Source organism: Enterococcus crotali, from assembly GCF_000633635.1.
GTDB classification, from domain to species: domain Bacteria; phylum Bacillota; class Bacilli; order Lactobacillales; family Enterococcaceae; genus Enterococcus_L; species Enterococcus_L crotali.
Window position 1 is genome coordinate 298,771 of the sequence record NZ_AYPQ01000006.1, and the last position, 13,273, is coordinate 312,043.

Annotated in this window: 12 protein-coding genes and 4 pseudogenes; 1 reads left to right on the plus strand and 15 read right to left on the minus strand. The window is 38.1% G+C overall.

The features are described 5' to 3' along the window. Complete coding sequence (yqeH, locus tag V192_RS0114850; protein WP_025873133.1) at window positions 1-1,116, minus strand: ribosome biogenesis GTPase YqeH; 1,116 nt, start codon at window positions 1,114-1,116, stop codon at window positions 1-3. After that, window positions 1,113-1,639 (minus strand): annotated as a pseudogene (locus tag V192_RS20350) (YqeG family HAD IIIA-type phosphatase). Before V192_RS20350 ends, yqeH begins: the two are co-directional and overlap by 4 nt. Before the next feature lie 227 nt (window positions 1,640-1,866). Here V192_RS20350 and V192_RS0114860 point away from each other — a divergent pair. After that, window positions 1,867-2,265 (plus strand): VOC family protein, encoded by a 399-nt coding sequence (locus V192_RS0114860; RefSeq protein WP_025873134.1) that lies wholly within the window; start codon window positions 1,867-1,869, stop codon window positions 2,263-2,265. 39 nt (window positions 2,266-2,304) lie between these two features. Here V192_RS0114860 and V192_RS20355 read toward each other — a convergent pair. The 13 genes and pseudogenes from V192_RS20355 to V192_RS0114925 form a co-directional block, all read right to left on the minus strand. Then, a pseudogene (locus V192_RS20355) lies at window positions 2,305-3,089 on the minus strand (acetyl-CoA carboxylase carboxyl transferase subunit alpha). A 2-nt stretch (window positions 3,090-3,091) separates the two neighbouring features. Next, window positions 3,092-3,957: pseudogene (gene accD / locus V192_RS20360) on the minus strand (acetyl-CoA carboxylase, carboxyltransferase subunit beta). A gap of 14 nt (window positions 3,958-3,971) precedes the next feature. After that, on the minus strand, window positions 3,972-5,342 hold the full coding sequence (locus tag V192_RS0114875; protein ID WP_025873135.1) for an acetyl-CoA carboxylase biotin carboxylase subunit: 1,371 nt from the start codon (window positions 5,340-5,342) through the stop codon (window positions 3,972-3,974). Between the two features lie 7 nt (window positions 5,343-5,349). Continuing rightward, window positions 5,350-5,769, minus strand: coding sequence for a 3-hydroxyacyl-ACP dehydratase FabZ (gene fabZ, locus V192_RS0114880; protein ID WP_025873136.1), 420 nt, complete (start codon window positions 5,767-5,769; stop codon window positions 5,350-5,352). A 2-nt stretch (window positions 5,770-5,771) separates the two neighbouring features. Then, on the minus strand, window positions 5,772-6,269 hold the full coding sequence (gene accB / locus V192_RS0114885) for an acetyl-CoA carboxylase biotin carboxyl carrier protein (protein ID WP_025873137.1): 498 nt from the start codon (window positions 6,267-6,269) through the stop codon (window positions 5,772-5,774). Window position 6,270: 1 nt separating this feature from the next. Beyond that, entirely contained in the window at window positions 6,271-7,506 is a 1,236-nt protein-coding gene (gene fabF / locus V192_RS0114890; RefSeq protein WP_025873138.1) for a beta-ketoacyl-ACP synthase II, read from the minus strand. A 26-nt stretch (window positions 7,507-7,532) separates the two neighbouring features. Then, window positions 7,533-8,270: a 3-oxoacyl-[acyl-carrier-protein] reductase gene (gene fabG / locus V192_RS0114895; protein ID WP_025873139.1), complete on the minus strand. Its 738-nt coding sequence runs from the start codon at window positions 8,268-8,270 to the stop codon at window positions 7,533-7,535. Window positions 8,271-8,273: 3 nt separating this feature from the next. Further along, window positions 8,274-9,203: an ACP S-malonyltransferase gene (fabD, locus tag V192_RS0114900; RefSeq protein WP_025873140.1), complete on the minus strand. Its 930-nt coding sequence runs from the start codon at window positions 9,201-9,203 to the stop codon at window positions 8,274-8,276. A gap of 185 nt (window positions 9,204-9,388) precedes the next feature. Then, the gene (fabK, locus tag V192_RS0114905) at window positions 9,389-10,345 is read right to left on the minus strand and encodes an enoyl-[acyl-carrier-protein] reductase FabK (protein ID WP_025873141.1); all 957 of its coding nucleotides are present in this window, start codon (window positions 10,343-10,345) and stop codon (window positions 9,389-9,391) included. Window positions 10,346-10,528: 183 nt separating this feature from the next. Beyond that, window positions 10,529-10,756: an acyl carrier protein gene (locus V192_RS0114910; RefSeq protein WP_025873142.1), complete on the minus strand. Its 228-nt coding sequence runs from the start codon at window positions 10,754-10,756 to the stop codon at window positions 10,529-10,531. A 50-nt stretch (window positions 10,757-10,806) separates the two neighbouring features. Continuing rightward, window positions 10,807-11,765: pseudogene (locus V192_RS20365) on the minus strand (beta-ketoacyl-ACP synthase III). Window positions 11,766-11,780: 15 nt separating this feature from the next. Then, on the minus strand, window positions 11,781-12,221 hold the full coding sequence (gene fabT, locus V192_RS0114920) for a fatty acid biosynthesis transcriptional regulator FabT (protein WP_025873143.1): 441 nt from the start codon (window positions 12,219-12,221) through the stop codon (window positions 11,781-11,783). 354 nt (window positions 12,222-12,575) lie between these two features. Then, window positions 12,576-13,273: ISL3 family transposase (locus V192_RS0114925; RefSeq protein WP_025873144.1), on the minus strand; the 698-nt coding region annotated here is incomplete at its 5' end.

The window sequence follows — 13,273 nt, forward strand, 5'->3', positions numbered from 1 at the left end:
TTAAATCAACGCTTTTCTTCTTAAAACATCCACGCCTTTAGGTGCCCAGCCAGCAACTACACATGGGTCCGTTACTGTGATCCAGCCAAGTCCAGCAAATACGATATCTGTTTTTTCTTTGATCGAAAATTCAAAACGAACCAACTCTGGAAATTCTCCTACTTCATCAGGGCGTGGTGGTTGTAATAATCCACCAACATGTTTTTCATAAAAGGCATCTGCTGTCGCTGATTTAGTTCGGTGAATCGATAAATCGTTTGATACATAGGCAATAAACGAACTACGCTCTCCTTGAACAAAATCAAAACGAGCTAAGCCGCCTAAAAATAGCGTTTGTTCAGCATTCAACTGATATACTTTTGGTTTGATTTCTTTTTGTGGCGCAATGATTTTCAAATCTTTTTTACCTAGGTAATGTGCCATTTGGTGACGATGAATGATTCCTGGTGTGTCGATCAGAAAATGTCCGTCATCCAAAGGAATTTCGATTTTATCTAATGTTGTTCCTGGAAATTGTGACGTTGTGATAACATCTTGAACACCAGCAGTCTGCTTAATGATTTGATTGATCAACGTTGATTTCCCAACATTTGTCACACCAACCACATAAACATCCTTACCGTCACGATATTTTTCGATCGTATCAAGTAAGTTTTCCATTTCCTGAGGCTTTTTAGCACTTGTCAGCAAAACGTCAACCGGACGCAACCCTTCTTCATGGGCACGTTCTCTCATCCATTGGATCATTTTGGGTTTTTTCAGTGATTTTGGTAAAATATCGACTTTATTTCCTACCATCAAAACAGGATTGTCTCCGATAAAACGATGTAATCCTGGAATCAATGAACCGTTAAAATCAAAAATATCGACAACGTTCACGATCAAAGCGTCTTCTTTACCCAGTTCATTTAATAAACGTAAAAAATCATCATCTGTCAAATGAACATCTTGAATGTCGTTGTAATGTCTTAAACGAAAACAGCGTTGGCAATAAACTTCCCCTGTCTCCATGCCCTTCTCAAAAGCAGCCTTTGGCGTATAGCCTAGTTCATCTGGCTGATTTGTTTGAATGATTGCACCACAACCGATGCAATGAATTGCTTCTTGCTCGCTCATTCTAGTCCGCCTTTCCATATCATATCTGGATGTTTCTTCGCTAAATGTTTCATGATTTTTCGTTCAAAAAATCGATTGATCCTTGTATTCCATCCATCTGTGTCAACAATCGGACGAACTAAAATATTTCTGATTCCTGCAGCATTAGCCCCTCGAATATCAGTCATGATTTGATCTCCTACCATCACTAATTCTTCTGGTTTCATGTTTAGTTTTCTTTCAGCTTCTCTAAATCCTCTAGTTGACGGTTTAAGTGCTCTAGACACATACTCTAAATCAAATTTCTCGACTGCCGCTTAATACGGCTCGATTTATTATTAGAAACAACCACTACAGGAATTCCAGCATTTTTCATTTCTAAAATCCAATTCAATAATTCTTCAGTTCCGTCTGGATTATCCCAAGCAATCAATGTATTATCTAAATCTGTTAACACAGCTTTGATCCCTAATTTTTTTAATTGGTTCGGTGTGACTTTATAAATCGCATCTACCATCCAAGTTGGTTTAAATTTTGAAAACATAGTAACTCCTCTCATCTCCACGATGAACTTTTTCATAGTGAAAGGAGTACTAAGCTAGCACTCCTCCAATTTGTATTATACTGCATTTTACTGAAAAATTCTATAAATGCTCATCATAAGTTTTCATAAGATTTGATGACAATGTTGTGACAAAGAAATCATTGTTTTGTTCCTTTGCTATTTTCTATGATAAACTTTCTTCAAACTAAAGGAAAAGAGGAAATCGAATGTCCGTTACAATAAAAAAAGCATCTATCAATCTTTTTGTCCCTGATACGGAAAAAGCAATGAAATTTTACGAAAAAATATTCGAGGCGAAAAAAATAGAACTATCGATTACAGAGAACATGGCATCTGGTCGTTTTAGTATCGGTGAAAGTCTTTTTGCTTTAGCTGACGAACAACCTGAAAATGGTGGGAAATCACCATTGACCTTGAAAGGGACACCACTTTGTATCCAATTGATTTGTGATAATGTAGAAGAACTGCTTGAAAGAACGTTGGCCGCAGGCTGCACTTTAGCGATGCCGATCACCGTTGTACCGAACAAATTTAAAGTGGCTAATATTAAAGATCCATTTGGTTTTGTTTGGTCGATTTCAGAGGTTTATACGAATGAATGGTAAAAAATGGAACAAGCACATTTGGGCTCATTCCATTTTTTATCAATATTTACGGAAACGCTGATAGCGATTTTCCAATAGTCTATCTGTTTCAAGCTGTGATAACTCTGAAAACTTACTAATAAGTGCCTTTTGGATCATTCGATTGATCTTAGGTTGCTCCAAGGATTCACCATTCATTTCTTCTGGAATCACTCGATCAATGATTGTTAATTCTTTTAATTCAGTAGCAGTAATTTTCATTAATTCTGCTGCTTCTTTCGCACGGCTACCATCTTTCCAAAGAATCGAGGCAAATCCTTCAGGGGACAATACCGCATAGATGGTATGTTCCAACATCCAGACTTCATCAGCCACAGCTAATGCCAAGCTCCCCCACTGCCACCTTCACCAATGATGATCGCAATGATCGGCACACTTAAATCAGCCATTTCTATCAAATTTTTAGCGATTGCTTCCCCTTCACCACGTTCTTCTGCCTCAATACCACAATATGCTCCTGCGGTATTGATAAACGTAACGACTGGACGTCCAAATTTTTCTGCTTGCTTCATTAAACGCAAGGCTTTACGATATCCTTCTGGATGTGGTGCACCAAAATTTCGTTCAATATTTTCAGGTAAGTTGCGCCCTTTTTGGATACCAACGACTGTCACTGGTTTATCTTCTAACGTTGCGATACCACCGACAACAGCTAAATCATCGCCAAAGTAGCGATCTCCATGAAATTCCATAAAATTATCAAAAATTGCTGCAATATACTCTAAAGTAGTATAACGATCCTGTGCCCGAGCTAAGGTGACAATATCATTGGCAGTTTTTTCCATCGTTATTTCCACCCTTTCATCGTATGAATCTTGATTAATTTACTAAGTTCTTCTTGCAGCTGATTTCTAGGGACGATTCTGTCAACAAAACCGTGATCTAATAAAAACTCGGCTTTTTGGAAATCATCTGGCAATTCTTGACGGATCGTTTGTTCGATCACTCGACGTCCAGCAAATCCGATCAAACTTTGAGGCTCGGCTATTATAACGTCGCCATCCATCGCAAAACTAGCAGTAACGCCGCCAGTTGTTGGATCCGTCAATACAGTAATGTAAAGTAGTCCTGCATTGCTATGACGTTTAAGTGCACCAGAGATTTTTGCCATCTGCATCAGAGAGAAAATCCCTTCTTGCATCCGTGCTCCTCCTGAAGCAGTAAAGATGATCACTGGCAAGCGTTGTTCTGTTGCACGTTCAAATAAACGAGTGATTTTCTCTCCGACAACGGTTCCCATACTCCCCATAATAAAATTAGCATCCATTACTCCAATACCAATTTCTTGACCATCAATTTTAGCTTTCCCTGTCAAAACGGCTTCATGCAGCTCTGTTTTTTCCTGCATGAGGGCAATTTTATCTAAATAATCAGGAAAATCTAATGGATCTTTTGTGACTAAATCTGTGTCCCATTCTTCAAAACTCTTCTCATCTACCGTCAATGCAAGTCGTTCCCAAGCACCGATTCTAAAGCTATAACCGCAATAAGGGCAGACCTTTTCTGCCCCCATATCTTTTGTATATAACGTACGTTTACAACAAGGACATTTCGCCCACATGTTATCTGGAACTGCCGGTTTTTTACAGAAGATTGGTCGCCTGTGCGATTCGGATTGATTCGAATGTAGTTTTTCTTTTTAAATAAAGCCATACACCTGCTCCTTTTTAATTATCGCTTTCTGGTGCCCAATTCGGTAAAAATGTTTCCTGTAAAAAACTAGTATCATATTCACCAGCTAATACATTTTCATGGGTAATCAAATCTAGCTGAAATTCTGCATTCGTGATGATTCCTTCTGTTACGATCTCATATAAAGCTCGTTGCATCTTCATCAATGCATCCATCCGATCATTCCCATGAACAATCACTTTAGCGATCATTGAATCATAGAAAGGCGGAATCGTATAGCCTGAATACATCGCACTATCCACTCTTAAGCCCATTCCTCCACTTGGAAGCAACAAGTTTTTGATTTTCCCAGGAGAAGGAGCAAAATTAAATGCAGGATTTTCAGCATTGATCCGGCACTCAATAGCATGGCCTGTGATCGTAATATCTTCTTGTTTGTACGGTAATTCTTCACCAGAAGCCACTTTCAATTGCGCTTTAACCAAATCGATCCCCGTAACCATTTCTGTAACAGGATGCTCAACTTGGATTCGAGTATTCATTTCCATAAAATAAAATTCACCCGATTTATCCATCAAAAATTCGATCGTTCCGGCATTTTCATAATGAACAGCTTCAGCTGCACGTACGGCCGTTTCACCAATTAATTGACGTTTCTCAGGAGAAATTGCGATTGACGGCGATTCCTCAAGAACTTTTTGATTATTTCTTTGTAAAGAACAATCACGTTCACCTAAATGAATCACGTGTCCATACTGATCACCTAAAATTTGCACTTCGATATGACGAGCTGGATAAATAATTTTTTCTAAGTACATATCATCATTGCCAAAAGCTGCTTTTGCTTCTTGTTGAGCTGAGGTAAAATGCTGAGGGAGTTCTTCTTTGCTCATTACTTTACGAATCCCTTTACCGCCACCACCAGCGGCTGCTTTCAACATAACTGGATAACCAATATCATCCGCAATCTTTAAAGCTTCTTCAACCGAATTGATCACACCCGTACTTCCAGGAATAACAGGAACATTGGCTTTTTGCATCAATTCACGGGCATTGATTTTATTTCCCATCGCATCAATGGTTGCCGCTTTTGGACCAATAAATGTAATATTGCATTCCTCACACATTGCCGCAAATTGACTGTTTTCTGATAAGAAACCGAAACCAGGATGAATAGCTTCTGCATTGGTCACGATCGCTGCACTCAATACGCTTTGTACATTTAAATATGAATCGGCCGCTTTCGCCGGCCCAATACAAATCGCCTCATCTGCAAGCTGTGTGTGTAACGCTTCTTTATCTGCTTCAGAATACACCGCAACGGTCTGCACACCTAATTCACGACATGCTCGAATGATCCGAACTGCGATCTCTCCTCTATTTGCAATTAAAACTTTTGAAAACATAGCTCACCTATCCAATCATAAAGGTCAATTCTGCTTCCGCTACTTTTTTCCCGTTCACAGTCGCAGTTCCTTTGCCGATGCCGGCTATTGATTTTACTTTCATAATTTCTACTTCTAACATCAACGTATCACCTGGAACAACTTTTTGTCTAAATTTAGCTTTATCGATACCGCCAAAATAGGCTGTCTTGCCTTTAAAATCAGGCATAGACAATAATGCTACAGCTCCTGCTTGTGCTAATGCTTCAAGAATCAAAACACCTGGCATCACAGGCTCTCCTGGAAAATGACCTTGAAAAAAAGGTTCATTGATCGTAACATTTTTCTTTGCGATAACTTTTTCACCCACAACAATTTCTTCCACTGTGTCCAACAGTAGGAAAGGGTATCGATGAGGGATTATTGCTTTGATCTCTTCAATATTCATCCTTACACTCCTTTAGCTACACGGAAAAGTGGTTGATTAAATTCAACAACATCTTCATTTTGCACCAAAACTTCCGTGATCACGCCATCAACTGTTGCAGTGATCTCATTCATAAGCTTCATCGCTTCAACGATACAAACGACATCCCCTTTTTTCACCGAATCACCAACTTGTTTGAAGTTTTCTTTATCAGGTGCTGGTTTTAAATACACCACACCCACGATCGGCGAAATGATTTCTTCTGTGTTTTCTGGTTTTGTTTCTGTTTTTACAGCCTCTTTAGCAGTCTCTTTTACTTCTGTCGTTTGACTGGTAACTTCTGTTACTTCCTGATTTGTTGTATGGTTGTCAGCTGCTTGTTTTACTTCACCTGACAATGTTTTTTGTGTTACCTTATTTTTATTCATATAAAGACCAAATGAACCTTCTCTAAGGTCAAATTCAGTTAATGTTGATTGGTCAAATTGTGTTAATAAGTCTTTTACTTCATTGATATTCATCTTAATCCTCCCAACGTTTTAAACAAAGTACTGCATTATGACCACCAAAGCCGAAAGAATTTGTTAACGCATAATCAAAATCATGTTTTTGGCTTTCGTTTGTGACAATATTGATTTCAATGGCTTCGTCCACTTGCTCGATATTGATCGTTGGTGGAATAAATTGATGCTGTAACGCATTCAAAGTAGCAATCGCTTCGATACCACCCGTTGCACCTAACGAGTGTCCCGTCATACTTTTCGTACTACTAACACGAACGTTTTTAGAAGCATCTCCTAGCGCAGTTTGAATTGCTTTGGTTTCTGCCACATCATTTGATGGCGTACTTGTGCCATGAGCATTGATATAGCCGACTTTAGAAGTCTCGATCGCTGCTTCTTCGATCGCTAGCTTCATCGCTTTAGCAGCACCGCTTCCATCAGGTCTAGGAGATGTCATATGATAGGCATCACAATTAGAACCATAACCAACGATCTCTCCCAAAATCTTGGCCCCTCTGTTTTGAGCATGTTCCAACGATTCTAGAACCAAAATTCCAGCTCCTTCACCCATCACAAAACCACTACGGTCTTTGTCAAAAGGAATCGATGCTCTATTCGGATTTTCTTCAGAAGTTACAGCTGTTAGTGAAGCAAAACCTGCAATCCCAATTTCAGTGATAGATGCTTCTGTTCCTCCTGCGAGTAAAACATCAGAATAGCCATGCTTGATATTTCTAAAAGCTTCACCGATCGAATTATTTGCTGTAGCACAGGCCGTGACTGTCGCCGTACAAGTCCCTCTTGCACCTACACGTAAAGCGATATTACCTGCCGCCATATTGCCGATTGCCATTGGTATAAATAAAGGCGCTACTCGTTTAGGGCCTTTTTCACGCATTCGAGTCACTTGATCTTGGATCGTTTGAAGGCCGCCGATACCAGAACCTACCATGACGCCGAAACGGTCCACATCGATTTGTTCAGTATCAAGTTTACTCATTTCCATTGCTTCTAACGCCGCATAAATACCATAAAGAGAAAATAAATCCATTCGCTTGGCATCTTTTTTAGCAAAATATTTATCAAAAGGAAAGTCTTTTACTTCTGCCGCTAAGGTAATCCCTGTTTCGCTTGCATCAAATTTTTTGATTGGACCAATGCCATTTTTTCCTTTTTGCAAACTTTCTAAAAAGGTTTCTGCGTCGTTCCCGATTGGGGAAGCTACACCGTAACCTGTAATAACTACACGATTCATTCAATCGCTCCTTTCAAGTTTGTTCCCTAGCCGTGCATGACTAGACCACCATCTACATTTAAGACTTGTCCTGTAATATACGGACTTTTTGCTAAGAAGATAGCTGTGTTCGCTACATCTTCTACTTGTCCAAATGATTGCAATGGAATTTGTTGGCTCATTTGTTCTTTTACTTTATCGGATAACACTTCTGTCATTTCAGTTTCGATAAATCCTGGTGCAATCGCATTACAAGTAATTCCTCGTGCAGCAACTTCTCTTGCAACAGATTTTGTTAAGCCAATGACTCCAGCTTTACTAGCTGCATAGTTCGCTTGACCGATATTTCCCATCAACCCGACCACACTAGACATATTGATGATACTGCCACTACGCTGCTTCATCATTTTTTTGACAGTATGTTGCGTCATATTGAAGGTCCCTGTTAAATTGATTTGGATACAACGAGTAAAATCTTCTTCTGACATTCTCAATAGCAATTTGTCATTTGTGATCCCAGCATTATTTACTAAGACATCAATCGATCCTAAACCATCAACAACTGCCTGAATCATTTTTCCAGCAGACTCAAAATCAGCGATATCTCCAGAGACGCCAATACATTTCACGCCAAAAGCTTCCACTTCAGCAATTAAATCCACGCTGATTTCGCCACGTCCGTTCAAAGCAATATTCGCTCCTTCTTTTGCAAAAGCAAAAGCAACTGCTTTCCCAATACCTCGTGTACTACCTGTAACAAAAATGTTCTTTCCTTTTAAATCCATTCGTTACCTCCCGTCCAACAGTACTTGTGCTTCAGACAATGTTTTTTCATCCTCTACGCGAGCTGTCTTGATTTCTTTATCGATTTTCTTGATAAAACCAGTCAATGTTTTACCTGGTCCAACTTCTATAATTACATCAACATTCATTTTTTTAATTGTTTCGATACTATCAGCAAAACGAACGGCTGACATAACTTGTTTTTCTAATAATTCTTTTATTTCTGCTTGTTCCATTACTTGTGCTGTCGTGTTACTGATTACAGGAATCGTCATTTCTGTAAAATCTATTTTTTCTAATTCTATTGCTAACTTCTCAGCTGCGGGTTTTAATAAAGCTGTATGAAAAGGTCCACTGACTTTTAATGGAATCATCCGCTTCACGCCAGCTTCTGTTAATAATTCTACAGCTTTATCCACAGCTGGTGTTTCTCCACCAATCACAATTTGTTGAGGTGTATTATAATTTGCAGGTGAAACGATCCCAAGTCTACTTGCTTCTTGGCAACATTCTTCGATCAATGATCGTTCAGCATTCATTACGGCTACCATTTTGCCTGTTCCAGTTGGCGCAGCTTCTGACATGAACTTCCCTCTTTTGGCAACTAGTTGAACGGCTTCTTTAAATGAAATCGCACCACTTGCTACAAGTGCACTATATTCTCCAAGGCTTAATCCAGCTACGACATCGGGTTGATATCCTTTAGCCTTCAAAAGACGATAAAAAGCAATACTAACGGTTAATATAGCTGGTTGTGTATATATCGTTTCATTTAGTTTGTCATTTTCAGTAAAACAAAGCTCCGCCATATCATAACCTAAAATATCACTTGCCTCTTGAAACGTTTCTTGAACAATTTCCTCTTGATCAAACAATTCTTTTCCCATACCGATATATTGAGCACCTTGCCCACTAAATACAAAAGCTGTTTTCATTACCTTACTCCTTACTTTAAAAGCTACACAGGCTCATTCAGCTCTGACTGAAAAATAGGAAAATAGAACTGAAATGCTTTTTATCTCATTTATATTTTATCTTTTTCCGAAGAGCTAGCCTGCGAAACTGGGGGTACTATTCAGTTCTGAATAGTTTATTATATTTATGAATCAATGTGCATTTTTTAACACCATTGACTATATTGTTCAGTTATAATTTCTTGTGTTTCTTTAATGTATGTTTCAATAATTTCTTTTGCTGTTTCTTCTTTCTTAATAAGTCCCGCAATTTGTCCAGCCATAATCGATCCGTGATCGACATCCCCTTCAACTACAGCTTTACGCAGCGCTCCTTGTCCTAATTCATCAAATTTTACAAGGTCGGGCTCGTCAACTCGCAATTCAATTTTCTCTAATCGATCGTATTCATTCGTCAATTTATTCTTGATTGCTCTTACTGGGTGCCCAAAATGCTGACAAGTGACAGTCGTATCAATATCTCTTGCTTTGATGATTCTAGCTTTATAATTTTCATGTACTGTACATTCTTTTGCAACTAAAAAACGAGTACCGACCTGAACAGCTTGAGCCCCTAGCATCAATGCGGCTGCCATTCCTCTGCCGTCACCAATACCACCGGCTGCGATTACTGGAATCGTCAGGGCATCAACAACTTGAGGAACCATACTCATTGTTGTCAACTTACCGATATGTCCCCCAGCTTCCATTCCCTCAACAACGACTGCATCTGCTCCGATTTTTTCCATTCGGGTGCCCAATGCAACAGAAGGAACCACTGGAATTACTTTGATGTTATGTTCTTTAAAGCGAGTCATATATTTACTTGGATTACCTGCTCCTGTTGTAACCACGGGAACATTTTCGGCACAAACTAAATCTACGATGTCTTGTGCAAACGGCGAAAGTAGCATAATATTGACACCAAACGGTTTATCCGTAATTTCTTTGATTTTCTTGATTTCAGCTTGAACGACTTCCTTCGGTGCATTACCACCGGCAATGATTCCTAGCCCGCCAGCTTCAGAAACTGCACCAGCTAATGAAGCATCTGCGATCCAAGCCATTCCTCCTTGAAAAATCGGGTATTCGATTCCTAACAATTCACATATCTTTGATCGCATAATTGACATCCTTCAAATAATAGAATAATGAATAAAAAAGAGCTGGAACAAAACTCTATAAGTTTAGTACCAGCCTTATTAAATCCAGCTAACGGTGTGAAAAAAGCTAGACTCTTCAGCAATTGTTGAGAATCGCATAGAGCCTTGCTCATCCAACTATTTATCGTTACTTGATTGTTTTGATTATTCTGCTTTTTGTTTTTCTACATATGTTACTAAATCTTGAACAGTAGTGATACCATCTTCAGATTCGATTTTTATATCGAAAGCATCTTCGATTTCATTGATGATTTGGAATAAGTCTAAGCTATCCGCATCTAATTCTTCTTGAATGTTTGTTGTTAATTTTACTTCCTCAGGTTCTTTACCTAATTCTTCTACAATAATTGCTTGAATTTTTTCGAATACCATGTGTATATTCCTCCAATAATTTTCTTTTTTTAGTTTATATAGTCACAGTTTTACAGCGTTAAGAGGATCGATCCCCACGTTAAACCGCCGCCATAACCTGTTAACACAATTTTTTGGTTGGAGCCTAATTGAATGATGCCCTTTTCAACTGATTCATCTAACAACAACGGAATACTTGCACCAGATGTGTTACCATTATATTCCATATTCGTGAGAAATTTTTCTCTTGGAATTTTGAGCTTTTTCGATATTTTTTCGATAATACGTTTATTTGCTTGGTGTAATAATAAATAATCCACATCATCTTCTATAATTTCTCCAATATTGTTTGTCACATCATTCAGTGAAAAATCATAGATATCTCTGCCAACCATTTGCAGATAAGCAGAGCCTTCAGAGGTTCCTGTGTAAAAAGGACTGTTATTCTCTACATAACCAGAAGTTAACGACTTACCTCTTTTACCATCGGACTGAAGTTTTTCTTTCAAGAAGTGCTCTTCATTGCTGGCCTCAAGAATTACACCAGCTGCACCATCGCCAAACAATACGGCAGTACTGCGATCGTTCCAATCCAGAACTTCGAAAGCGTCTCTCCGCCAATAATCATGCCTAATTTTTGACCTGAGCGAATTAATTTTTCTCCCAGACTCAATGCATAAACAAAACCAGTACAAGCAGCACTGACATCAAAAGCAAAAGCATGAGTGGCTGAGATATTTCCTTGAACAAGACATGCTACAGAAGGCGTACCGTAATCTGGTGTCATAGTTGCTACAATAATAAAATCTAACTCTTCTGCTTTTTTCCCAGATTTATCTAATAGCTTTTCAGCAACTTTACTACACAAATCAGAAGTATTTTCATTTGTTACAACATTTCTTGATCGTATGCCAGTTCGGTTTGAGATCCATTCATCTGATGTGTCCATCATCGTGGAAAGTTGATGATTTGATACTGCATTTTCAGGAACATAACGGCCTGTACAAGTTATTTTTGCATATTGGTTCATCTTGGTCCTCACTTTTTATTTATATTCCCTTAAGAAATCATGAAGATTCTTCAATGCTTTCAATAAAGCTTTTTCTTCAGCTTTATCCATTCCGTTTAAAATTCTCTTGACCATCTCTCTATGGAAATGCTGATGAACACGAAAAAGTAATTTTCCTTTTTTGGTCAAACCTAACTTGACTACCCGACGATCATCTTCACTTCGTATACGTTCAACATACCCTTTTTTTACAAGATTATTGATCGCTACGGTCAGAGTTCCTACAGTGATCGACAATTCTTTGGCAACCTCAGAAGAAGTCTTTTTCTTATACATTCCAATTGCTTCGATTGTGTGCATTTCAGTAATGGATAAGTCATTGAATTGTGATTTTTTCAATTCAGATTCTTCAATTGTCAAAATATCGTTAAAGACACTGACCAGATAATCGTTGACTGTTTCTAAATTAGGTTCCATTTGTGTGCACCATCCATATACTTTGATTATCAAATCATTTGATGTTCAAACTATATCGCATATGAAAAAAGATTGCAAGTAAAATAATTAATTTTTAATTTTTCTTAAGCAAAAATGAGGTTATTAAGTTATTTAACTTGAATAAATAGTGACTAATTAAGGATTCAAACAGAGTTTAAAAAATATTAACTTATTCTGTTTGAATTTATTTTAGTTTGATTTTCAAACTACTTTCAATTTATAAGAAAAAAAGGCACGATTCCGTCTTTAGGCTCTTTGTCAAATCGGACTGATGAGTAGAAATAAGGAGGTTGGTTATTGAAAGAGAAAGGCTTTCGATAACCAACTTCTTTGTTATGTCATTTTTATCAAATCATTCATAAGAAAAATTCGTGTTTTCATATTTTGAAAGGATTTAAAACCATAAGAGACACGTTTCAATGTCTTTATATGTGTATTCATGGCTTCCAGCTTCCCATTTGAATAGGGATAGATCATGGCATTGCGTATTCCCTCTTTATAAGAAAGTAAATGGCTGATTGTGGTCCGAAATGTTTCCTCCAACTGATCTGGAAGTGTCTGTAATTGTTCAAAGAATTGTTCATGATCTTTCCTTCGGAAAGCTTCTGTTAATTCATGAAATACTTGATACGTAAAACGCAGTGCTGGAGAAAAATCAAGGAGTCGATCAATCATCATGGCTTCTGTCAGATAAGGAAATTTAGGTGCTCTAAAGCTGCGCCATGTTTTGTACATGGAATGATTAATGTTGGCTCGATCTTTCAATAAAAATCGCCAATTACTTTTCAATTTATTCGCTAAATTGTGCTTATTTTCTTGCCTTAATCGGGCAACTTCTTTGATGCGAAAGGTATTAAAGGCTCGATTAAGGTGTTGAACAACATGAAATCGGTCAATGACAAGCTTCGCTTGAGGGAAGACACGTGGAATCAATTGGAAATAAGCGGCATTCATATCGGTTACTAGAAATTTTACGTTGTCTCGATTTGGACATTTCTGAAAGGAATAAACCAAGTGGTTCAATTTTCTAG